The sequence below is a fragment of the Pseudomonas sp. PAGU 2196 genome (assembly GCF_022179005.1).
GTDB lineage: Bacteria > Pseudomonadota > Gammaproteobacteria > Pseudomonadales > Pseudomonadaceae > Aquipseudomonas > Aquipseudomonas kermanshahensis.
On record NZ_BNTL01000011.1, the window covers coordinates 148,659 to 171,972 of the forward strand.

Genomic DNA, 23,314 nt, shown 5'->3' on the forward strand with positions numbered 1-23,314 from the left:
GGGGATTCGCCAAGTTCGAATCAATGGCGCTAGGTTATTGGGCCGGGCCGATCAGTAGAAATTGCCTCGTTCGATAGTCACTATCGATACAACCATCAGTGCAAAAAGTTAGCGCCCTCTCTGCTGGTCAAACGGATTGCCATTGCTACCCTTAACCCACGCGGTCTGACCTCATGGGGATTAGCGATGCGCATGCCATTGATTGCCGTCCTTTCGGCGGTGCTGTGCCTGAGCGCTGCACCCGGCCGGGTGCTTGCAGAAGATGTACCCGCGCCGGACCCGGCCCCACAAGCCGACACGCTCGCGGCCAAGGAGGCGGTGTTCACCCAGGAGCAACTGGACCAGATGCTCGCACCCATCGCGCTGTACCCCGACGCGTTGCTGGCACAGGTGCTGATGGCCGCCACCTACCCGGGGCAGGTGAGTGAAGCCGTGACCTGGTCCAAGGCCAACCCCAAGGCCTCTGGCGACGATGCGGTCAAGCAGGTGGCGAAACAGCCCTGGGATCCGAGTGTGCAGGCGTTGGTGGCCTTCCCGCAGTTGCTGGCGACCCTGGGCCAGGACCCCGTGTGGGTACAACGCCTGGGCGACGCCTTTCTCGCGCAACCCGACGATGTCATGGCCGGCGTGCAGCGCTTGCGTCATCAAGCGCAGGCGACCGGCAACCTGCAGAGCAACCAGTACCAGAACGTGACCGTGCAGGCGGCTCCGGCGGCAGCGCCGGCTTCCAGCGGTGGTAGCAGTAAGCAGACGGCCCCGGCCAGCAGCCCGCCCACCACCATCATTATCGAGCCGGCCGACCCGCAAGTGGTGTACGTGCCCAGCTACAACCCCACCACCACCTACGGCACCTGGGCCTACCCGGCCTCGCCGCCGGTTTACTACCCGCCACCGCCGATGTACTACGCCGGTTCTGCGCTGGTGGCGGGCCTGGCCTTCGGTACGGGCGTGGCGATTGTCAGTTCGCTGTGGGGCGACTGTGACTGGGGCAACAATGACATCGACATCGACGTCAACCGCTACAACAACATCAACGGCAACAACCGCATCACCAACAACCAGAACAAATGGCAGCACAACGCCGCGAACCGCGAGGGTGTGCCTTACCGCGATGCCCGCAGCCGCCAGCAGTATGGCCGCCAGCTGGACGGTGCCACTCAGCGTACCGCGTTCCGTGGCGACGACGCCCAGCGTGCCCAGGCACGCAATAACGCCAGGGCTTCAATGGACCGGGCTGGCATCGAGCGGCCGGCCACCAGCAACCGCCAGGCCCGCCAGCAAGTGCGCGAGGCGCAGGCGGGCAATTCGGTCGGCAATCGCATGCAATCGCGTAACGACACTGCACGGCCAGCCGACCGCCGACAGGAAACACGTAATACCCAGGGCCGGCAGCAGAACAACCAGGTGAGCCCACGTAGACAAGGCGAAGGCCAGGCGCGGCAGGTGGCGCAGAACCGCCCCGCCAATACTGCTGGCCGGGCCCGTAACAATGCCTTCGACGGCGTGCGCGCGCCGTCGCGCACCAGCGCGCAGGCCAGCCGCGGCCGCACCAGTCAGTCGTTCGCCCAGCGGCCGAACGCATCGCGTGCCGCCGGGCACCAGATCTCCCGGCCCAGTGCGCCTGCACGCCGTGGGGGAGGTGGCCGTCGATGAACCGTCCATTACTCGGGGCATTGCTGCTCACTGCAGGCCTGGCCTGGTCATCCCTGGCCGCTGCGCAAGACGCTTTTCCGACACCCGAGAAGGCCGTTGAGGCCTTCGTCGCGGCGCTGGGCCAAGAGAAGGCGGATGAAGCCCGCCTGGCCCAACTGCTGGGCGATGACTGGCGTACCTACATCCCGCGCGCGGGTGTGCAACGCAGTGATGTGGACACGTTTTTGGAGCAGTATCGCGCGCAGCACAGCATCGACATGACGCCCCAGGGCAAGGCCATACTGGCGGTGGGCAGTGATCACTGGACGTTACCTATACCCCTGAGCAAAAGCAGCCAGGGCTGGCGCTTCGACCTCAAGGCCGGCAGTGCTGAAATTCGCGCCCGGCGCATTGGCCGCAACGAACTGGGCGCCTTGCAGTCGATGCTGGCTTACCACGACGCGCAGATGGACTACGCCTCACAAGACCGCAATGGCAATGGTACGCTGGAATACGCACAGAAGATTTTCAGCGAGCCTGGCAAGCATGACGGCCTGTACTGGGACGATGAAGGTGATGGGCAGGTCAGCCCGCTGGGGCCGCTGTTCGGCCAGGATGTGGTGGGTGATGACTGGTATGGCTACCACTTCCGCATCCTCGATGCGCAAGGCCCGTCGGCCCCCGGTGGCGCTTACAGTTACCTGATTGGCAACCAGATGAGCCGCGGCTTTGCCCTGATCGCCTGGCCAGCGAAGTATGACGACACTGGGGTGATGAGCTTCATGATCAGCCATGACGGCCAGGTCTTCGAGAAAGACCTCGGGCCACACGGGGACAGGCTGGCCAAGGAGATGAAACGCTTCGACCCGGATGACAGCTGGAAAGAGGTCGATATCACGGCGATCGAGTGAGCACGGCGCATCCTTGCGCCGCCGCTTTCAGTGCGCGCGCGCCGCGCGCACTTCGCGGGCGGTACACCCATAGCGCTGGCGAAAGGCTCGGGTGAATTGCGCCTGGTCGGCAAAACCCCAGCGAAACGCCAGTTGGCCGATAGACAGATGGCAGTACGGGTCGCGCAGTTGGCGATGCACCGCCTCCAGGCGCTGTTGGCGCACCCATTCGCCCAGGGTATAGGGCGTGATCGAGAACAGCTTGTGCAGGTAGCGCAATGACAGGCCGCAGGCCGTGGCGACGGCTTGCGGTGACAGGTCGGGGTCGCCGAGGTTTTGCAGCACGTAGTGCTCGACACGGGTCAGGTGCAGCGTGCTGAGGTTGGAGCCTTCACTGCCCAGCACCCGTTCGTCCTGCTGCAAGGCCAGCAGCAGGGTCGCACTGGCCTGCTCCAGCAACAGGTGGCGGGCGGCTGCGGGGCTGGCGTCGAAGTGGCGTGCGCAGAGGTCCAGTTGCTCGACAAAGATCCGCCCAAGGCCTTGGCTGGCGTCGAAGCAGTGGCGGGTGTAGCGCTTGTGCCCGAGCAAGTTGGCCTTGAGCGCGCGTTCAGGCAGTTTCAGCACCCACAGGTCGTTCTCGGCCCGGTAGTGGAAGCGGTAAGGCGCGTCGCCGCGCTCGACGATGAAACCGCCCGGGCGGCAGCTCAATGGGTGGCCATCCTGCTCGAAGTGCACCTCGCTGCGGCTGGGCACGGTGACCAGGTAGAACGCGTCAGTGTCCTGGCCGATGTGCGCCTTGCTGCGGGAATAGCCAAGCTGGCTGGAACGCAGGCGTGACAGGCTCAGCGGCGTACTGGGGGTGCTCCAGCGCTGCAGATGGCCATCGAAAGGTTGCTCGGCGGCAAATTCCAGGCTCAAGGGGAAGTAGGTGTCGTTGATGGCTTCGGCCCAGCGCGCCTGGCGTTCGGGTTGCGGCCAGCCGTGGGTCGACAGTTCTGTGGGCATGGATTGTCCTTTTTCAAAGAGGGCAGCATTGAAAAAAGGAACTGCAGGCAAGCTACTCAAGCAGCTCTTGTTATTGTGCAAAAACGCCCGGCAGCGCAACGCTGCCGGGCGGGTGTCACGCCCATGATCGGCGCGTGCCTACCCTTTGATCAAGCCCCGCGTGTCACCCGGTACGTGGCCGAAGGTTCCAGGCAGGCCTGCCAGCCTGGCGGCACGACGATGTTGGTGGTGTCCTCCTCGATCACACAGGGGCCTTGCACCGTCTGCCCAGGCAGCAGGTGGTTACCGTTGAACACCGGGGTGCGCTGCCACTCGCCGTCGGCACTGAACAGCATCGGGCGCTCGCCCGCCGGGACTGCAGCAGGTGGCTGGGCCGGCCCCTGCAGTTCTGGCTGCGGTGGGCGCGGCAGGTGACCGATCACCGAGCACTCCAGGTTGACCAGTTCTACCGGGCTCTCGAGTTCGCTGTACGAGTACAGCGTCTGGTGGCGAGCGTGGAAGGACTCGATCAACGCTGCCAGCCCGTCGCTGTCCAGGCTGTGGCGCTCCAGCTCCACGCTGCACTCATGGATCTGCCCGCTGTAGCGCATTTCCAGGGTGTAGTGGCAGCTGCTGGCCTGGTCGCCGAAGCCGTCTTCGCGCAGGTTCGCCAAGCCTTGCTGGCGCAGTTCGGCCAGGGCCTGGTTGAGCTGCGCGAGGTCGGCGTGTTCGGCGTCCAGGCGCATCGACAGGCTGGTGAGCTGGTCGTAGCGCACATCCGAAAGGATCTGGCCGAAGGCGCACAAGCCAGAGGCCACCTTGGGGATCAACACGGTGTGCATGCCAATTTCTTCGGCCAGGCGCACCACGTGCATGCCCGCTGCGCCACCCGCGCCGATCAGGGCAAAGTCGCGCGGGTCGTGGCCGCGTTCGATGGAGACACGGCGGATGCCGTTGACCATGTTCAGGTTGACCAGGGTGGTAATGCCAAACGCGGCGCGCTCAACACTGATGCCCAGCGGTTCGGCGATCTTGCTGCGGATTGCCTCCAGCGCAGCCTGGCGATTGAGCGTAATACTGCCGCCCAGCAACGCACGGTCTGGCAGGTAGCCCAGGGCCAGGTTGGCGTCGGTCACGGTGGGTTCACTGCCGCCTTTGCCGTAGCACACCGGGCCAGGCTTGGCGCCCGCACTGCGAGGGCCGACCTGCAGCATGCCGAACTCGTCGAGGTGCGCAATGGAGCCACCGCCGGCACCCAGTGTCTCCACCTGGATCATCGGCACGCCGATGCGCTGGCGCAGGAAGTCCACATCCTTGCTGAAGTTGGTGCGCCCGGCATTGGTCAGGGTGATGTCGAACGAGGTGCCTCCCATGTCCACGGTGATGACGTTGTCGATGCCAAACGGGCGGGCGACCGAGAGCCCCGCCTGGGGCGCCGAAGCCGGGCCGGAGTTGATGGCATTGACCGCGCGCTCACGCATCAGGTGGCCGGGCGCCAGGCCACCGTTGGACTGGAAGTAGCGCACCGGTTGCTGGGCGCCGAGTGCCTCGAACAGGCTGTCGATGCGCGCCACGTAGCGCGCCATCACCGGGCTCAGGTAGGCGTTGACCACGGTGGTGGAGGTGCGGGTGTATTCGCGGATTTGCGGGAACACTTCAACGCCTGTGCAAACGAACACCCCGGGTAGCGCTGCCCTGACCAGCTCGGCGGCACGCTGCTCATGGCTGGGGTTGCGCACCGACCAGAGGAAGGAAATGGCCACCGCTTCCACGCCTTCGGCGCGGAAGTAGTCGATAGCCTCATGCACTGCGCGCTCGTCCAGCGGGCTGTGCTCGCGGCCATCGCCGAGGATCCGGCCACCGATCGGGCGCCGCAGGTGACGCGGGGCGAGCATGTGCGCCGGCGGGTAGTGGGCGTCATAGCGGTGGCCCTCTTCCTTGTGGCCCAGGCGGATTTCCAGGCTGTCTTCGTGGCCCTCGGTGCACAGCAGGCCGACCTTGACCCCGGTGCGCTCGATCAGTGCGTTGAGGGCGACCGTGGTGCCGTTGATGCACAGGTCACAGTTGGCGATGATCTCGGCCGGCGTGCGGCCGGTGGCGTCGGCGATTTGCGCCAGGCCAGCGCGGATGGCCAGGGTGCCGTCCTGCGGCGTGGAAGGGGCTTTGAACAGCTGCACGCCGCCATCGCGGTCAGCCAGGATGAAATCGGTGAAGGTGCCGCCGGCGTCGATGCCCAGGCGATATTGATTGCGCATGATGGGTCTCCGGTCAGTGCAGGTCGCGGGCAAGGCGGGTGGCGGTTTCGTCGAGGTGGCCGTCAGCATCGATGACCACGCCGTATTCCAGGGCGGCGCCTTGGGGCGAGACCAGGCCGTTGCGCAGGTCTTGCAGCACGGCGGCTACCGGGCGGCGCAGGGGGTCGCCATAACCGCCGCCCCCCGGGTTGATGTTGATGATCCGCTCGCCGGGCTGGAGGGTGAGCATGGGGTTCTGGGTGTAATGGTCTTCCGAGCCATCGGCGTGCCGGTGGATCAGGCGGCCGAGTTTGGGCTCCAGCAGGGCATTGCGGGCCCCGGCGGCGCCAGCGGTGGGCAGTTGGCGGCCCTCACCGAAGCCGACCACGGTCATCGCGTGTTGCAGGGGCTCGATCTCCAGGCGGGTGCCGGAGCCGCCGCGAAACTCACCGGCGCCGCCACTGTCGGCCATCAGGCTGTAGCGGTGGATGAGTATCGGGTAGGCGTGCTCCAGCAGCTCGATGTCACCACTCATCAAGGCACCGAAGCAGCACAGCGGCCCGCAGGCATGCCAGCCATCCATGACTTTGTTGGCCCCCGCGCCAGCGATGATCGAGGCCAAGACCATGGTCACGTACTCGCTGTTGCCGTTGCGTGGGTCGTGCCCGGCGATGTTGATGCCGCTGGTATGGCCCCAGGAGGCCGTGACCCGCTGCGGCGAGGCTTGCTCCAGTGCTGTGCGCACGGCATCGGCCAAGGTTTCCATTGGGGTGGTGGTGCAGTTGACGTGGGGGGCTGGCTCCTGGGCGTTGCACAGCGTGCCCTTGGCGCCGACATCGACCGTGACGCAGCGATACAGGCCTTCGTTGTAGGGCGGTGCGACCTGGGCGAACATCATCAGGCCAAGGTACACACCCGACACCGAGTTGCCCTCGTAGGAGTTGATGAAGTAGGGCACCTGCGGCGGGCTTTCGATACGCACATGGGCTTGCTCGCCGCGTATCTCGACATGCGCGGTGATGGCCAGTTCGCCCAGGCCGTGGCCGGCGTCTTCGAGCACGGCGGTGCCGCTGTAGTGGCCGTCCGGCACGTCACGCAGCAAGGCGCGCATGTGGCGGTCGGCCATGTTCTTCAGCTCGGCGATGCAGGCACGCACCTGCTCCACGCCGTACTTGTCGAGCAGGTCGAGCAGGTGCCGCTCACCGACTTTGCAGGCGCCGTACTGGGCGTTGAGGTCGCCCTCCTGATAGGGGCGGGCGCGCATGTTGGTGAGCATGAAGTTGATCACGTCTTCGCGGCGCTTGCCCTTTTCCCACAGCTTCACGGGTGGGATGCGCAGGCCTTCGGCGTAGATTTCCTTGGCGTCCGGGTTGTAGCCGGCCGGTACCGGGCCGCCGATGTCGGTGAGGTGGCCTTTGCATACAGTCCAGAACACCAGTTCGCCCTGGTAGTACACCGGCTTGTACATGCAGCAGTCGAGGATATGGCTGCCCTTGTACGCCGGGTCGTTGTGGTAGATCACGTCACCTTCGGCGATATCGTCACCGAAAAACTCGGCCACGCACTTCATGGCGGGGATCAGTGAACCCAGGTGGATGGGGATGTCCTGGCCTTGCAGGATCATTTCGGGGAGGTGGTCGAACAACGAGTTCGAGTAATCATGGGCCAGGTTGAACACACTGGAGCGGCCGGTCTTTTCCAACGTCAAGGTCATTTCGCGCTGCGCTGTTTCCAGCGCACCCCGGACCACCGCAAGGGTGATCGGATCTACTGTTTTCATAGGTCACCAACGTTTGTTCTTGTGCTTTTGGGTGCGTGCCGCAGTGATCGGCGCGTGGTGACAGGCTACGGGGCGAGCGGGGTGGCTGACTTGTCGGTGGGTGTACTGCTTGTTGCGCTTGGGTGCACTCTTTGGGCGGCTTTAGCCCATCATCCTGTGGGAGCAACTGTCTTGCGCCATTTCTAAAAATTGACGCATTAAGTGGGAGCGGGCTTGCCCCGCGAACACCGGCGAAGCCAGTGCCAAGCTCCGCGTAGCCCCATTCGCGGGACAAGCCCGCTCCCACAATGTTCACTATTGTCTGGTCGATTTCCTACACGCCCAGCAACTGCTGCACCAGCCATTGCCCGGCTGGGCCGAGGGCGCGGCGGCGGGACCAGGCGATGTCCATGTCGACGCGGCGCGGATAACCGGCCACCTGCAATTCCACCAGGCCGCTGCCAAAGCGCGTGACCAGGGCCTTGGGCAGTTCTGCCCAGCCAAAGCCACGGGCGGCGAACTCCAGCAAGGTCAGGTAGTCGGGCGCCGACCAGGCTTGGCCGCGATCGTGGTGCAGGCTGGAGGCGTAGGTCTTGATGTACAGCTGGCGTTCGGTCTCCAAGTGCTGGCGCTGCACCGTGCGCAGCGCTGCCAGCGGGTGCTCGGCGCTCACGTACACACAAAACTCCGCCTGCTCAGGCAGGCGCGCCACGGCGACATCGGCGGGGTACTGGCGCTGCGCGGCAAGAATGCCAATCTGGGCCATGTCCTGCTGCACCAACTCGATCACGTCAGCGTCTTCCGAGGGCCCACAGCGCAGCTCGGTATGTGGGTAGCTGTGTGCGAAGCCGGCCATGACCGCGCTCTGGAAGGTAACGCTGTAGCTGTCCGACATCACCACCGAGACCAACGCTTCAACGTGCTCAGCCAGCCTCAGTGACAGGGCGTCGAGCCCGGCACTGGCGTCAAGGATCGCTTCGACATGGGGCAATACCTGGCGCCCGGCAGCATTGAGCGTAGGGTGGCGCCCGCCGCGGTCGAACAGGGGGCAGCCGATATCCGCCTCGAAATTGGCTATCGCAATGCTGACGGTGGACTGGCTTTTCTTCAGTTTGCGGGCCGCCGCAGAGAACGAGCCCAGCGAGGCGGCTTCGACAAAGGCAAGCAAAGCTTCAGGTGAGTAGCGCATAGGTATTGATAAAACCGATAAGAGCTATGTCGCGAGTATCTGTTCCATCAAAGAAAATAGGAAGCACGTCTCAAGCAAATGATGGAATTCAAGATGAAAAAGGTCTCGTTCACCGAACGCATGGTCCATGCCGTAGGTTATGAAGTATTCGCTGTGCTGTTGTGCGCACCGCTGTTGTCCTGGGTGCTGGGCAAGTCGTTGGCAACGGCCGGGGGGCTGGCGGTGACCCTGTCGGTGATCGCCATGGCCTGGAACGTGGCCTATAACGCACTGATCGACCGCGTCGTGCAAACCGAACGGGTTGCCTGGAAGCCTTGGACGCGTGTCGCCCATGGCCTGGGCTTCGAGGCAGGCCTGGTGGTGTGGTGCCTGCCCGTGGCGGCTTGGATGCTGGATATTTCGCTGCTTCAGGCGTTCATGGTCGAACTGGGCTTCTTCGTGATCATCCTGCCCTACACCGTGGTGTACAACTGGGCGTTCGACAAAGCCCGGCACTATGTGGTCCAGCGCCAGGCCGCCGCCTAACGGCCTACTCCCCGCGCCCGATGCCCTCGGCATGCATGATCTGCGCGATGATCGGCACGGGGGTCATCAGGTGCGAGTGCATCATGGCGCTGGCGCGCTTGGCGTCGCGGGCCAGAATCGCCTCCACCAACGCTGCGTGCTCCTGGCGCTTGAGTTCAAGGGCCTGCTCGGAAAACACCGTTTGCGTCAGCCACAGATGCCGATAACGCTCGGCCTGGTCGAACAGGTAGGTGCGTGCCTGCAGCAAGTGCTTGGAGCCGCACCCGGAGGCGATGGCGGTGTGAAACGCCTTGTGCCGCTCGTCCCAGACGTCCAGGCGCTGCTCGCGGGTTTTCACTTCCACCACTTTGGCCAAGGTATGCGAACAGGCCAGCACCGAGGCCTCCCAGGCGTCGTCGCCGCGTTCGATGGCCAGGCTGATGATCATGGCTTCCAGGTTGGCGCGGGCATCGTAGATGTCGTTCATCTCCGCCAGTGACATGGGGGCGACACGGTAGCCCTTTTGGCTGATGGCATTCACCAGGTGCTCGGCCACCAACTGCGAGAGCGCCTCGCGCAGGGGCCCTACACCCAGTTCGTAGCGGTCTTTGAGGGTGCTCATCAAGAGTTTTTCCCCCGGCTTGAACACGCCACGGATGATGTCCTTCTTGAGCCTCTCATACCCGCTGAATGCTGAATTTTGTCGGGGCGCGAGCGCTTCCAAGGTCCTGTTCCTCAAAACGTTTTGCCGATCATACCGAAACCACTGGCGGACGAAAAACAATGGACATAAGCGCTCTTTATCTTCGTTTTATAAAAATGTAGACATTTTTGTTGAGTGACGATATTTTTGCTTCGCCTGCACTGATCCAGATCACACACTGGGCGGCGCCACTCACTTTTTCTGCCAGGACCTAGCCATGAACGCTTTTACGCAGATCGACGAACTTGTCATGCCGTTGCCACTCGAACCGCGGGGTTACACCATCGCCCCTTCGAAGCAGTCGCCGCGTCTGCTTGAACTGACCTTTGCCCGCGAGACCGTGGAGGCGTTCGTGAAGGCCGTGGCCGAGTGGCCGGTGCAGGCGTTGGAGTACAAGTCGTTCCTGCGTTTCCGGGTGGGCGAAATACTGGATGAACTGTGCGAAGGCACGCTGCGCCCGGTATTGCTCAACACCATCCTCGACCGCGCCAGCGGCGGCATGCTGATCACCCCGATCGGGCTGGATGACGTGAGCCAGGCCGAGGACATGGTCAAGTTCACCACCGCCTGCGCCCACCTGATCGGTCGCTCCAACTACGACGCCATGAGCGGCCAGTACTACGCCCGCTTCGTGGTCGTGAACAGCGACAACTCCGACAGCTACCTGCGCCAGCCACACCGCGTCATGGAGCTGCACAACGACGGCACCTTCGTGAACCAGATCACCGACTATGTGCTGATGCTGAAGATCGACGAAAAGAACATGGAAGGCGGTAATTCGCTGCTGCTACACCTGGACGACTGGGAAGACTGCGACGCGTTCTTCCGCCACCCGATGGCGCGCCGCGAGATGCGCTGGACCGCGCCACCGAGCAAGAAAGTGGCCGAGGACGTGTTCCATTCGGTGTTCGATACCGATGCCGAAGGCCGGCCGACCATGCGCTACATCGACCAGTTCGTGCAGCCGGAAAACTTCGAGGAAGGTATCTGGCTGAACGCCTTGTCCGAATCGCTGGAGGGCAGCGACAAGAAACTTTCCGTTCCGGTGGCGGTGGGCAGCTTCGTCTTGATCAATAATCTGTTCTGGCTCCACGGCCGCGACCGCTTCACCCCGCACGATGGCTTGCGCCGCGAGCTGATGCGCCAACGCGGCTATGTCGCCTTCCCCAAGCCGCTGTACCAGCGCGGCCAGTAAACACGGCGCGGGAGGTAACACTGTGTACGACTTCATCATCATCGGCGGTGGCATTGTGGGCATGTCCACTGCCATGCACCTGATCAAGGTGTACCCGGACGCCAAGATTCTCCTGTTGGAGAAAGAGTCCGGCCCGGCCCGCCACCAGACCGGGCACAACAGCGGCGTGATCCATGCCGGGGTGTACTACACCCCTGGCAGCCTCAAGGCGCGCTTCTGCCTGGAAGGCAACAAGGCGACCAAGGCCTTTTGCACCGAGCACGGCATTGCCTTCGATGAGTGTGGCAAGCTGCTGGTGGCCACCAACGACCTGGAAATGCAACGCATGAAGGCGTTGTGGGAGCGCACCGCGGCCAATGGCCTGGAGCGTGAATGGCTGTCTGCTGCCGAGCTGCATGAGCGCGAGCCCAACATCGTCGGCCTGGGCGGGATCTTTGTCCCCTCCAGCGGCATCGTCAATTACGCCGAGGTCACGGCGGCCATGGGCCGTCAGTTCCAGCGTGCCGGTGGCGAGATCCGCTACAGCGCCGAGGTGATTGGCCTGGAAGAGCGCGCCAGTGAAGTGATCGTGCGTACCCGCAGCGATGAGCTCCACAGCCGCTTCCTGGTCACCTGCTCGGGGCTGATGGCCGACCGCGTGGTGAGCATGCTGGGCATCCAGACCAATTTCGTGATTTGCCCGTTCCGCGGCGAGTACTACTTGCTGCCCAAGCAGCACAACCAGATCGTCAACCACTTGATCTACCCGATTCCGGACCCGTCCATGCCGTTTCTGGGCGTGCACCTGACGCGGATGATCGACGGCACCGTGACCGTCGGGCCAAACGCGGTACTGGCGATGAAGCGCGAAGGTTATCGCAAGTCCGACGTCAGCCTTGGCGACATGTTCCAGACCCTGACCACACCCGGCATCCTCAAGGTGCTGGCCAAGAACCTGCGGCCGGGCCTGATCGAGATGAAAAACTCGCTGTTCAAGGGCGGCTACCTCAAGCAGGTGCAGAAGTACTGCCCGAGCATCACCAAGGACGATCTCACGCCATACCCGGCGGGTGTGCGGGCACAGGCGGTGTCACGCGACGGCAAGCTCATCGACGACTTCCTCTTCGTCAACTCCGCGCGCAGCGTGAACGTGTGCAATGCGCCGTCGCCTGCCGCCACCTCTGCCATTCCGATCGGCGCCTACATCGTCGAGAAGGTCTGCGAACAAGTCAGCCGCCAAGGGGGCGGCTCGCTCAAGCCTGACCTGGCGGGCAAGCAGCGCGCTGCCGGCTGAGGCGGCAGCTAACCCCGGCGGATCTGCGTTTCGTTTTACTCAACCCGCCCTTGCCCTACTCACCATTTAGGGCAGGGCGGGCTTTTTCGCGCCCGCGTTCGCTAGCCATGCGTGCTGACGGCCTAGCGCGGGCATGACAAGAATAAGAAGGTAAGACCATGCAAACAGACAAGAACAATTTGAGTCATGGATTGAAATCGCGGCATGTCACCATGCTGTCCATTGCCGGGGTGATCGGCGCCGGCCTGTTCGTTGGCTCTGGGCGGGCCATCGCCGAAGCCGGGCCTGCAACCATCCTGGCGTATATCCTGGCCGGCGGGTTGGTGGTGCTGGTGATGCGCATGCTGGCGGAAATGGCAGTCGCTTCGCCGGACACCGGCTCGTTCTCCACCTATGCCGACCTTGCCATCGGCAAGTGGGCCGGCTACACCATCGGTTGGCTGTACTGGTGGTTCTGGGTGCTGATCATCCCCATCGAAGCCAACATTGCCGCCACCATCATCAACACCTACGTGCCGCAGATGGAGATCTGGGTATTGTCGTTGGTGATCACGCTGCTGCTGACCGCCACCAACCTGTTCAGCGTGAAAAACTACGGTGAATTCGAGTTCTGGCTGGCGCTGGTGAAGGTCATTGCCATCGTCGCCTTCATCATTCTGGGTGCCTGTGCCATTTTCGGCCTGCTGCCCAGCTCCGGTGTCAGCGGTGTTTCGCGCCTGTGGGATACCGGTGGGTTCATGCCCAACGGCTTTGGCGCGGTGCTCAGCGCCATGCTGATCACCATGTTCTCGTTCCTTGGGGCCGAGGTGGTGACCATTGCCGCTGCAGAGTCCGACGAGGCGGGCAAGCACATCTCCAAGGCCACCAACTCGGTGATCTGGCGGATTACGCTGTTCTACATCCTGTCGATCTTCATCGTCATCGCGCTGGTGCCCTGGACCGACCCACGGCTGGCCACTGAAGGCTCGTATGTCACGGTGCTGGATACGCTCGGCGTGCCGCATGCCAAGGCCATCATCGACTTCGTCGTGCTGACTTCGGTGACCAGCTGCCTCAACTCGTCGTTGTACACCGCCTCACGCATGGTCTATTCGTTGAGCCGCCGGGGTGACGCGCCGGCCTGTGCGCAGGTGACCAGCCGCAGCGGTACGCCGATTGTCGCGGTGCTGTTGTCCACCGGGGCGGCGTTCCTGGCGGTGATCGCCAACTACCTGGTGCCGGCCAAGGTGTTCGGCTTCCTGATGGCCAGCTCCGGCGCCATTGCCTTGCTGGTTTATCTGGTTATCGCCATTTCCCAGCTGCGCCTGCGCAAGCGCCTGACCGCCCAGGGCAAGACGCTGAGCTACCGCATGTGGCTGTTCCCGTGGCTGACCTGGGGCGTGATCCTGTTCATCAGCAGCGTGCTGGTGCTGATGCTGTTCCGCCCGGATCATCGCCTTGAAGTGGTTTCGACAATGGTGCTGGCGGTGTTCGTGGTGTGCTCGGGGTTGTTGATCACCCGCCGACGGGCGCGGGTGGCGCAAGGCAGTGCTGTGGGGCAGGGCGCCTAGGCGCCCGAAACACCCCGAACAGACGAACGTTGCATCACAGACGAGCAAGATCCATCAGGCTGTGAGAGGATGACCGCCACCTCCACGGCTCGGCCACAGGACCCCAGAACTCAAGCCTGATGAAGACTCCAAAAAGAATCGAACCCCTGATCGAAGACGGCCTGGTCGACGAAGTACTGCGACCTTTGATGAGCGGCAAGGAAGCAGCCGTCTACGTGGTGCGTTGCGGTACCCAAGTGCGCTGCGCCAAGGTCTACAAAGAAGCCAACAAACGTAGCTTCCGCCAGGCCGCCGAGTACCAGGAAGGCCGCAAGGTCCGCAACAGCCGCCAGGCCCGGGCCATGGCCAAAGGCTCCAAGTACGGCCGCAAAGAGGCCGAGGATGCCTGGCAGAACGCCGAAGTGGCGGCCCTGTTCCGCCTGGCCAGTGCCGGTGTCCGGGTGCCCAAGCCTTATGATTTCCAGGATGGCGTACTGTTGATGGAGCTGGTGACGGACGCCGATGGCGATGCCGCGCCACGCCTTAACGACGTGCACCTGGAAGCCGATGAGGCCCGCGAGTTCCATGCATTCGTCGTCCGCCAGATCGTGTTGATGCTGTGCGCGGGGCTGGTGCATGGTGACTTGTCCGAGTTCAACGTGTTGCTTGGCCCTGAAGGCCCGGTAATCATTGACTTGCCGCAGGCGGTGGATGCGGCCGGTAACAACCATGCGTTCAGCATGTTGCAACGTGATGTGGGCAACATGGCGCTGTACTTCGGCCGCTTCGCCCCCGAGCTCAAGAGCACCCGTTACGCCCAGGAAATGTGGGCGTTGTACGAAGCCGGCGAGCTGAAACCGGACAGCCCGCTGACCGGCGAGTACGAGGAGGATGACGAGGCTGCCGATGTGGATGGCGTGCTGCGCGAAATCGACGCCGCACGGCTCGACGACGCCCGCCGCCGGGCGGCGCTGGCCGATGCCGAGCGCGGCCCGGTCAAGGGCGAAGAACCGCCACCGCCCTGGTTGCAGTAAACAGTCACCCACAGGTACAGCGCCGCTTTTACCAAAAGCGCTGTACCTGATGGGCGCCCCCACCCCTGTGGAAGCGGGTTTACCCGCGAAGGGGCCGGCACACGCGCTGCAAATCCCCGCTATTACCCCCACCGCAAGACACAATCTCGTCATTCAGCCTTTTCACTGAAGCCCAACAGGCATATGGTGTACGCCGTCCATATTCCCTGGAGCTGTCATGTCCAACCGTTTCCCCTCCGTTCGTCCGCGCCGTCTGCGCCAGAACGAATCCCTGCGCTCGATCTTCCAGGAAACCGAGTTTCGCCTTGAAGACCTGATCCTGCCGATCTTCGTCGAAGAAGGCATTGACGATTTCGTGCCGATCACCAGCATGCCCGGCGTCAACCGCATCCCTGAAAAGCTGCTGGCGCAGGAAATCGAGCGCTACGCCCGCGCCGGCATCAAGTCGGTGATGACCTTTGGTGTCTCGCACCATCTGGACGAGGTTGGCAGTGACACCTGGAACGAAAACGGCCTAGTGGCGCGCATGGCGCGGATCTGCAAGGACACCGTGCCGGAAATGATCGTGATGTCCGACACCTGCTTCTGCGAATACACCAGCCATGGCCATTGCGGCGTGGTGCACGACCACGGTGTGGACAACGACGCCACCCTGGCCAACCTGGGCAAGCAGGCCGTGGTCGCGGCCGCAGCTGGTGCTGACTTCATCGCGCCATCGGCGGCGATGGACGGCCAGGTCCAGGCGATTCGCGGCGCCCTGGATGCCGCAGGCTTCCATGACACCGCCATCATGGCCTACTCGACCAAGTTCGCCTCGTCGCTCTATGGCCCCTTCCGCGAAGCGGGCGGCACTGCGCTCAAAGGCGACCGCAAGAGCTACCAGATGAACCCGATGAACCGCCGCGAAGCCGTGCGCGAATCGTTGCTCGACGAGCAGGAAGGGGCCGATGTGCTGATGGTCAAGCCGGCCGGTGCCTACCTGGACGTGATCGCTGACATCCGCGCGGCCTCGCGCCTGCCGCTGGCGGCGTATCAGGTCAGTGGCGAGTACGCGATGATCAAGTTCGGCGGCCTCGCCGGTGCCATCGACGAAGGGCGTGTGGTGCGTGAGAGCATCGGTGCCATCAAGCGCGCCGGTGCCGACTTGATCCTGACCTACTTCGCCATGGACCTGGCCCGCGAAGGCATCTGATCAGTAAAAGGTGTTCGCGGCCCTCCAAGGGCCGCGAATACCCGCAGATGGCCTCTAGCCACAAAAAATTTACTAAGCGCTGAATTATTTTGTGTCCCTTTGTCTCTGATGCCATAGAGCATTCAGTGACAAGGAAATGGGCATGAAATCTCGCAAGAAAAGCGTCAAGCCAATTGGCTTGAAAGATATCACCATCGTCGACGACGCCAAGATGCGCAAAGCGATCACCGCTGCCGCACTGGGCAACGCCATGGAGTGGTTCGACTTCGGCGTTTATGGCTTCGTCGCTTACGCGCTCGGCAAGGTGTTCTTCCCCAACGCCGACCCCAGTGTGCAAATGATCGCCGCCCTGGCGACGTTCTCGGTACCGTTCCTGATTCGCCCGCTGGGTGGGTTGTTCTTCGGCGCCCTGGGCGACAAGTTCGGCCGGCAGAAGATTCTCGCCGCGACCATCGTGATCATGTCGTTGAGCACCTTTGCCATCGGCCTGATACCGTCTTACGCGACTATCGGCATCTGGGCGCCCATCCTGCTGTTGCTAGCCAAGATGGCCCAGGGCTTTTCGGTGGGCGGTGAATACACCGGGGCGTCGATTTTCGTTGCCGAGTACGCACCCGACCGTAAACGCGGCTTCCTCGGCAGCTGGCTGGATTTCGGCTCGATCGCAGGCTTTGTGCTCGGCGCAGGCGTGGTGGTGTTGATTTCCACCGTGCTGGGTGAGGAGAAGTTCCTTGAATGGGGCTGGCGCCTGCCGTTCTTCCTGGCCCTGCCGCTGGGCATCATTGGTCTGTACCTGCGCCATGCGCTGGAAGAAACACCGGCGTTCCAGCAACACGTCGAGAAGCTTGAGCAGGGCGACCGCGAAGGCCTGGCCTCCGGCCCCAAGGTGTCGTTCAAGGAAGTCGCCACCCAACACTGGCGCAGCCTGGTGACTTGCATTGGCGTGGTGATCGCCACCAATGTCACGTACTACATGCTGCTCACCTACATGCCCAGCTACCTGTCGCACAACCTGCATTACAGCGAAGACCACGGGGTGCTGATCATTATCGCGATCATGGTCGGCATGCTGTTCGTGCAACCGATCATCGGCCTGCTCAGCGACAAGTTCGGCCGCCGGCCTTTCATCATGGTAGGCAGTGTCGGCCTGTTCGCGCTGGCCATCCCGGCCTTTATGCTGATCAACAGCGGCGTGCTCGGGCTGATCTTTGCCGGGCTGTTGATCATTGCCGTGCTGCTGAACTTCTTCATCGGCGTGATGGCGTCGACGTTGCCGGCGATGTTCCCCACGCATATCCGCTACAGCGCGTTGGCCAGTGCCTTCAACATCTCGGTGCTGATCGCGGGGCTTACCCCGACCTTGGCGGCCTGGCTGGTGGAAAGCACCGGCAACCTGTACATGCCGGCGTACTACCTGATGGTGATCGCGGCCATCGGGCTGGTCACTGGCCTGACCATGAAAGAGACCGCCAACAAGCCGCTGCGCGGCGCAGCGCCTGCCGCGTCGGACATCGATGAAGCGCGCGAGCTGTTGCAGGAGCACCACGACAATATCGAGCAGAAGATCGAGGACATCGACACGCAGATCGCCGAGCTTGAGGCCAAGCGCAAATTGCTGGTGCAGCAACACCCGCGTATCGATTAAGGGACGGGCCGAGGGTTTTTCGGCGCTGCCTGCAGCGTTTGATTAACGCGGCATGTAGCCGCGTTGCCAAGAGCGCGGAATGAACCGTGTCACCAGGGCCAGCAGGCACGCCAGCGCGCAACTGCCTGCCAGCGCCTGCAGGCCAAGTTGGTGCTCAAGCCAGGCGCCCAGTGCGGCGCCCAGCAGCATGCCAGCCCAAGGCACCAGCTGTACCCGCCAGCCGTTGCGCCGCTCGCCCAGCAACCTGCGCCCCAAGCCGCGGCCGAAGCGGGACAGGGCGCCGGTGACATAGGTCAGGCCGATCGGCAGGCCATTCACTTGTTCGACCACGGCATTGATCATGCCCATCGCCAGCGTCGCTGCCAGCAGCGCCGGAAAAGTGGCGGGCAGGGGCCAGGCCGCCGCCATGCCAAGCAGTGCGGCGACCACCAGCAGCACCGGCCAGGCGCGGCGTCGGCAAGCCCGGGCCAGTATCACGCCCAGCGCATTGCCTGCGACAAAGCCGAGCACCGCGCCACTCAGGCGCAGCACCATGGCCAGGTCCGCCTCGCTGATGGCCACTGCCAGACGGGTGGTGTTGCCACTCATGAACGACACGAAATCACCCAGCGCCAGCAGGCCGATGGCATCGGTCATGCCGGCCAGTACCGACAGCGCGGCTACCAGCCCCAGGCCCACGCGACCGCGCAGGGCCTGCAGCTTCAGCCGTCGTGCGTTGCGTGCGGGCAGTGCGTTGGGCAGCATGCTCAGCGCGGCAGTGTTTCGCGGGCCAGCGTGCCCTTGAGCGTTCGCTCGACCACATCGACCAGCACCATGGTCTGGTGGTCCACTTCGATGTTAAGCAGCTCGCCAGCCTTGTAGCGGGCGAAGGTGGTCTGGCGCAAAGTCTCGGGGATCAGGTTGATGGTGATGACATTGTCATCGACATCGGCGACGGTCAGGCTGCAACCGTTGACCCCCAGGAACCCGCGGGGGAATACGTACTTGGCCCATTCCGCTGGCATGCGGAAACGGATGAACGCACCGGTCTCTTCGATCACCTGTTCGACGATCTCGGCGGTGGTGGCGATGTGGCCGGCCATCAGGTGGCCGCCAACCTCGGCGTTCATCTTCGCCGAGCGCTCGATGTTCACGCCTTGGCCGGCCGTTAGGCAGCGCAGGTTGGTGCGTTCGAGGGTGGCATTCATGGCGTCGAACTTCACCTGAGTGCCGTCGATCTCGGTGACGGACAGGCACGTGCCCTCGACACTGACGCTGGCGCCGATCTTGAGGTCGTCGAGCAGTTCAGGGGTGAGGTCGACGGTGAACTGCCGGTGGCCTGGGTAAGGGGTCACAGCAAGCAGCGGGCGAACGGCCTGGACGATGCCGGTGTACATGGAAATTGCTCCTGGGCACGGGAAAATGAAGTCCCCCGGAAACTATGCCTCTGAAGCGGTAAAAGCAAGGCGGCCGCCGCCCCTCAAACATGCCCGCTGCTGCTCACGATGCGCAGGCACAGCGCCTCGTACGGCTCCAGGTTGACCATCAAGCGCCCATCCTCAGTCAAATCCCCCTCGACCGTCTCGTTGATCATGTCCACCACCGTTCCCGGTGTGAAGCCGGTCAAGAGCAGCTCTTCGGCAATGAGCGTCTGGCCAAAGTTCAGTGCGCTGATCTGGATGCCGCGCCCCGCTGGCAGCTCGTGCACCATCACCAGCAACCCAGGGCTGCTGACCTCGGGCACCAACACTTGGCGGCTGGTGGCGATGCCGTAGGCCTGGCGCACGGCCAGCAGTTTTTTCACCTTGCTGGCGAACGAGTCGCTGCTCTCGAGCTGGCTGTCGAGGCTGCCGTAGAGCGCCCGCGCCCGGGGCATTCCGCGCACCGACGCCTCAGCGTCGGGGGCGAGCCCGGCCAGGTCGTAGCCGCCACGGTGGATCCAGCGGGTGTCGCCATCGAGCATCCGTTCGGCCACCGCCTCGGCAGGCAAGGGCAGGGCGCCGACCAGGTCCCAGCCGGACAGTGCGACCACGCCGGGCTGCATGGCGTTGTACATCACCAGCAGCAGGTGGATTTTCTGAATGCGCTCGATATCCGCTGCGTCGATCTGCTCAAGGTCGCGGATACCCAGCGCGGCGGTGATCAGGCTGGCGGTGGTGCAACTGATGCCATTGGTGACGAAGCGCAAGTTGTAGGGGGCATGTTCGCCAGACAGGCGCTCATAGATTTCTTCGCGAATGTGCTCACGCAAGATACTGCCAGGCAGGGTCTGGCCCTTGAACAGATACATGTCGTGGGCATGCAGGGTCCAGAAGTGCACCAGCTCGACGGTCAGCTCGTCATGGTTTTGCAGGGCGTGGATCAAGGACGCCGGGTCGATGCCAAACGCGTGCATTTCCTTGAGCATCAGGCGCAGGAACTCGGTGTCGCCGGTCAGCAGTGCATGCTGGTAGGCGGGGCGGGTGATGAAGTCATAGGACAGATCGGCGCCGCCCGTGGACATCTGGGCTATGTCGTCGATTGTCAGGTTAAGCTCCTGGAAGCTGAACCCGCCCGCCTTGCGAATCATGCCGCCAATCAACTGGTTGCCGACGATCGACAGCGGGTGGCTTTCGGACCAGGCGGTGCCTTGGAGCCGCGTTTCCACCCCGAGAAAACCATTGGCATCCAGGCGCAGGCCACGCGCGCCCAGGCAGTCCAGCGCATGCAGGGCATCCCCGATGATCATCTGCTGGGCGGCGAAGGTTGGGTCGAGCCAGTTGAGCGACGGTTGGCCTTCCTTGAAGTAGTGCAGGTACACCCAGCGCCGGGTCTTGCCATCGACGCCGGTGATGGGCGGGGTGACGCTCCAGTCGGTCTCCTTGACCCCTGGCTCGAAAAAGATCACCCGCTGCAACTGGCCGACGATGTAGTGGCGGGCTTTGAGCTCGTCGCACACAGCCGGCAATAGGTTGACCGCATCACGGCCTGCGGGCACCTCGGGTAGCAGCGGCCAGTCTTCCTCGCGCACTTCGACCATGTGGTAGAGCCCAGGGTAGGCCCCGTGGGCCAGCTCAGCCAGGCGGAAGTCGGCACCTTTGCCGGTGTGCGAGGGGATCAGGTCATCGATGGTCACAGCGTTGTGCGCAGCGGCCATGCGGCTCATCTGGATCAAGTCCTGCTCGCTGCCGTAGAGCGGGTCGATGTCGAAGCTGATGCGGTCGAAGTTACCGTCCACGCTCGGGGTGAATTCGCGGCCACGCACGCCGCCGGACTGTTTGATCGGGCCAGTGTGCACGCCTTGTATGCCAATTTCCGACAAACGCTTCCACAGCGCCTCGTGGGCCAAGGCCGCCAGCACTGAGCCGCCCTCCGGGGCAATGATGGCGTCGGGGTAGACCGTCAGCCACACCGAGGCGATTTCAGTGGCGCGGCGGGGCTGGGCTTCGGCGTAGGGGTTCTGCCACAGGCGCGATTGCCCCGAATACAGGCGGGCCCGTTCCTGGGAGGCCTTGAGCATGGAACGGTCTTCGAGCCACTTGATGTATGACGGGTCGGGTTGGGTCATCTCGCGTCCTCTCTGCGTGTCGGCACCGGCCACAGTTATGACGGCGTTGCAGGCGGAACGTTCGGCGTGAAACGGAGTGGCTGCAATCTTCAAGCTTGCGTCGCCCCAGTGGGAGCCGGCTTGCCGGCGATTGGGCTGCAAAGCAGCCCTCCGGTTCAACGCCGCGCCGACAACTGCTGCGGTGCCAGAAATGCACCATGAAAGTAGTTGCGCAACGCCTGCATCGCCGGGCTGAACGCCCGCTCGCGATGCCAGGCCAGGCCCACGCTCATCGGCGTGACCGGGTCGCTGATGGTCACCGTCTCGATCCGTTTGCCCTCCAGCGACCAGGGCCTGTGCACCAAATCAGAGAGGATCGCCACGCCGCTGCCATTGGCGACCATGCTGCGCACGGCCTCCACCGAGCTGGTCCGCACGCGCACGCTGGGCCGCTGCCCGGCCTGCTCCCAGTAACGCATGGCACTTTGTTCGGCTTCGTCCACGGTCAGCAGAATGAACGGTTCGCTGGCCACATCGGCCAGGCTCACCGCCGAGCGCTCGCACAGCGGGTGGTGGCCGGGCAGCCACAGCCGGCGCTCGGAGTTGAACAGGGTTTCCGAGACGATATCCGGGTGGGTGAGGTTGGCGGTGAGCACCACGGCCATGTCGAAGCGCCCCTCCAGCAGCCCTTGCTCGATCGCGCTGCGCTCTTGCTCGTGCACTTCCAGGGTCACGTCCGGGTGCCAGTGTTCGAGGCGTTGCAGGTGGTGTGGCAAGAAGTAGCCAATCACCGTATAGCTCGCCGCCAGGCGCAGCAGGCCGCTGGCGCGCACGTCTGGCAGCGGGCTGTTCAGCGCATCGTCGACGCTGCGCAAAATCACGTAGGCGCGGTTCAGAAAGTGCCGGCCCGCCTCGGTCAGGCTCATGCCCTGGGCCGAGCGCTGGAACAGCAGCACGCCGAGCATCGCCTCGAGTTCCTTGATTGCGGTGGTCACCGCCGACTGGGAAATGTTCAGGTGGATCGCCGCCTGTGAAATCTGACCGATCTCGGCAGTGGCGACGAAGTAGCGGACCTGGCGCAGGGTCAATGACACGGTTGGCTCCCGGTGTATCTGATTTTCAGAAGACACCCTATCTGTTTATAGATCTTCCCAAGGGGGTGTGGAAAATCTAACGTGGCTTGCATGCAGTCACAAGTGCCAGGAGATACGTTCATGCAGGTGGTGGATTTCAATTCGGACATGGGTGAGGGCTTCGGCCCGTGGACCATCGGTGATGGCGTCGACAACGAGCTGATGGCTTTTATCAGCTCGGCCAACATCGCCACCGGCTTCCATGCCGGCGACCCCGGCACCATGCGCCGCACCGTCGAGCGGGCCAAGGCGCTGGGCGTGGGCGTCGGTGCACACCCAGGCTTTCGTGACCTGGTCGGTTTCGGCCGCCGGCACATCAATGCCACCGCCCAGGAGCTGGTCGACGACATCCTGTATCAACTGGGTGCGCTGCGTGAAATCGCCCGTGCGCAAGGTGTGACCTTGCAGCACATCAAGCCCCACGGCGCGTTGTACATGCACCTGGCGCGCGATGAGGTGGCGGCCCGGCTGTTGGTGCAGAACCTGCGCGTGGTCGAGCCGCAATTGCTGTTGTACTGCATGCCAGGCTCGGTGATCTGCCGTATTGCCGAAGAACTTGGCCAGCCGGTGGTGCGCGAGTTCTATGCCGACCGCGAGTACGATATGAGCGGCTCCATCGTGTTCACCCGCAACGTGCGCGGCTACCAACCCGAGGCCGTCGCCGAGCGCGTGCTGCGCGCTTGCCAGCAAGGCCTGGTGCGCACGGTCGAGGGGCAGGAGCTGGCCATAACGTTCGATTCCATTTGCCTGCACAGCGATACCCCCGGCGCACTCGAGCTGGTCGAGGCAACGCGCAAGGCGCTGGATCAGGCCGGTATCGAGGTGCGTGCGCCACGCTGAGTTTTACCGGCACCTGGCGCACCTAGGCCAGGGCCGCTGCATCGATTTGATTTCGCCTGCCTTTCTATAAAGA

The 23,314-nt window shown here is 63.5% G+C and carries 19 protein-coding genes; 10 read left to right on the forward strand and 9 right to left on the reverse strand.

Annotated elements, in window-relative coordinates; all coding sequences use genetic code 11:
* The first annotated feature begins 186 nt into the window (after nt 1-186).
* Together MFF34_RS10965 and MFF34_RS10970 are read left to right on the forward strand one after the other, a co-directional pair.
* A complete protein-coding gene (locus tag MFF34_RS10965) occupies nt 187-1,653 on the forward strand; it encodes a DUF3300 domain-containing protein (RefSeq protein WP_238213423.1) in 1,467 nt (488 codons plus the stop codon).
* Nucleotides 1,650-2,543: a DUF2950 domain-containing protein gene (locus tag MFF34_RS10970; protein WP_238213425.1), complete on the forward strand. Its 894-nt coding sequence runs from the start codon at nt 1,650-1,652 to the stop codon at nt 2,541-2,543. The genes MFF34_RS10965 and MFF34_RS10970 overlap by 4 nt, the downstream gene beginning before the upstream one ends.
* Nucleotides 2,544-2,570: 27 nt before the next feature.
* Here the strand turns inward: MFF34_RS10970 and MFF34_RS10975 are convergent, their stop codons facing one another.
* The 4 genes from MFF34_RS10975 to MFF34_RS10990 form a co-directional block, all read right to left on the reverse strand.
* The gene (locus MFF34_RS10975) at nt 2,571-3,527 is read right to left on the reverse strand and encodes a helix-turn-helix domain-containing protein (protein WP_238213434.1); all 957 of its coding nucleotides are present in this window, start codon (nt 3,525-3,527) and stop codon (nt 2,571-2,573) included.
* Between the two features lie 149 nt (nt 3,528-3,676).
* Nucleotides 3,677-5,761, reverse strand: coding sequence for a hydantoinase/oxoprolinase family protein (locus MFF34_RS10980; protein ID WP_238213437.1), 2,085 nt, complete (start codon nt 5,759-5,761; stop codon nt 3,677-3,679).
* A 13-nt stretch (nt 5,762-5,774) separates the two neighbouring features.
* Nucleotides 5,775-7,520: a hydantoinase B/oxoprolinase family protein gene (locus tag MFF34_RS10985; RefSeq protein WP_283236619.1), complete on the reverse strand. Its 1,746-nt coding sequence runs from the start codon at nt 7,518-7,520 to the stop codon at nt 5,775-5,777.
* Between the two features lie 313 nt (nt 7,521-7,833).
* Nucleotides 7,834-8,688 (reverse strand): LysR family transcriptional regulator, encoded by an 855-nt coding sequence (locus tag MFF34_RS10990; RefSeq protein WP_238213438.1) that lies wholly within the window; start codon nt 8,686-8,688, stop codon nt 7,834-7,836.
* Between the two features lie 93 nt (nt 8,689-8,781).
* Here MFF34_RS10990 and MFF34_RS10995 point away from each other — a divergent pair, with 93 nt between their 5' ends.
* Nucleotides 8,782-9,213, forward strand: coding sequence for a multidrug/biocide efflux PACE transporter (locus MFF34_RS10995; protein ID WP_099430896.1), 432 nt, complete (start codon nt 8,782-8,784; stop codon nt 9,211-9,213).
* A gap of 4 nt (nt 9,214-9,217) precedes the next feature.
* Here MFF34_RS10995 and csiR read toward each other — a convergent pair whose 3' ends face one another.
* Nucleotides 9,218-9,916, reverse strand: a complete 699-nt coding sequence (gene csiR, locus MFF34_RS11000; protein WP_027593509.1) for a DNA-binding transcriptional regulator CsiR — start codon at nt 9,914-9,916, stop codon at nt 9,218-9,220.
* A gap of 196 nt (nt 9,917-10,112) precedes the next feature.
* On the opposite strand from csiR, the gene glaH reads away from it, so the two are divergent.
* The 6 genes from glaH to proP all read left to right on the forward strand — a co-directional run bounded on the left by glaH (nt 10,113) and on the right by proP (nt 17,763).
* Nucleotides 10,113-11,090 carry a glutarate dioxygenase GlaH gene (gene glaH, locus MFF34_RS11005; protein ID WP_238213440.1) on the forward strand — a complete coding sequence of 326 codons (978 nt, stop codon included), beginning with the start codon at nt 10,113-10,115 and terminating at the stop codon, nt 11,088-11,090.
* Nucleotides 11,091-11,112: 22 nt separating this feature from the next.
* On the forward strand, nt 11,113-12,363 hold the full coding sequence (gene lhgO / locus MFF34_RS11010) for an L-2-hydroxyglutarate oxidase (protein ID WP_238213442.1): 1,251 nt from the start codon (nt 11,113-11,115) through the stop codon (nt 12,361-12,363).
* 158 nt (nt 12,364-12,521) lie between these two features.
* Entirely contained in the window at nt 12,522-13,913 is a 1,392-nt protein-coding gene (gene gabP / locus MFF34_RS11015; protein WP_027593506.1) for a GABA permease, read from the forward strand.
* A gap of 119 nt (nt 13,914-14,032) precedes the next feature.
* A complete protein-coding gene (locus MFF34_RS11020) occupies nt 14,033-14,926 on the forward strand; it encodes a PA4780 family RIO1-like protein kinase (RefSeq protein WP_027593505.1) in 894 nt (297 codons plus the stop codon).
* A 217-nt stretch (nt 14,927-15,143) separates the two neighbouring features.
* Complete coding sequence (hemB, locus tag MFF34_RS11025; protein WP_027593504.1) at nt 15,144-16,118, forward strand: porphobilinogen synthase; 975 nt, start codon at nt 15,144-15,146, stop codon at nt 16,116-16,118.
* A gap of 142 nt (nt 16,119-16,260) precedes the next feature.
* A complete protein-coding gene (gene proP / locus MFF34_RS11030) occupies nt 16,261-17,763 on the forward strand; it encodes a glycine betaine/L-proline transporter ProP (RefSeq protein ID WP_238213444.1) in 1,503 nt (500 codons plus the stop codon).
* A gap of 42 nt (nt 17,764-17,805) precedes the next feature.
* Here proP and MFF34_RS11035 read toward each other — a convergent pair whose 3' ends face one another.
* The 4 genes from MFF34_RS11035 to MFF34_RS11050 form a co-directional block, all read right to left on the reverse strand.
* Nucleotides 17,806-18,507 carry a YoaK family protein gene (locus MFF34_RS11035; protein ID WP_238213446.1) on the reverse strand — a complete coding sequence of 234 codons (702 nt, stop codon included), beginning with the start codon at nt 18,505-18,507 and terminating at the stop codon, nt 17,806-17,808.
* Nucleotides 18,508-18,509: 2 nt separating this feature from the next.
* Complete coding sequence (locus MFF34_RS11040; protein ID WP_238213448.1) at nt 18,510-19,139, reverse strand: riboflavin synthase subunit alpha; 630 nt, start codon at nt 19,137-19,139, stop codon at nt 18,510-18,512.
* An 83-nt stretch (nt 19,140-19,222) separates the two neighbouring features.
* The gene (gene treS / locus MFF34_RS11045) at nt 19,223-21,289 is read right to left on the reverse strand and encodes a maltose alpha-D-glucosyltransferase (RefSeq protein ID WP_238213450.1); all 2,067 of its coding nucleotides are present in this window, start codon (nt 21,287-21,289) and stop codon (nt 19,223-19,225) included.
* A gap of 155 nt (nt 21,290-21,444) precedes the next feature.
* Nucleotides 21,445-22,362: a LysR family transcriptional regulator gene (locus MFF34_RS11050; protein ID WP_027593499.1), complete on the reverse strand. Its 918-nt coding sequence runs from the start codon at nt 22,360-22,362 to the stop codon at nt 21,445-21,447.
* Between the two features lie 120 nt (nt 22,363-22,482).
* Here MFF34_RS11050 and MFF34_RS11055 point away from each other — a divergent pair, with 120 nt between their 5' ends.
* Complete coding sequence (locus MFF34_RS11055; protein WP_238213455.1) at nt 22,483-23,241, forward strand: 5-oxoprolinase subunit PxpA; 759 nt, start codon at nt 22,483-22,485, stop codon at nt 23,239-23,241.
* Nucleotides 23,242-23,314 lie beyond the last annotated feature (73 nt).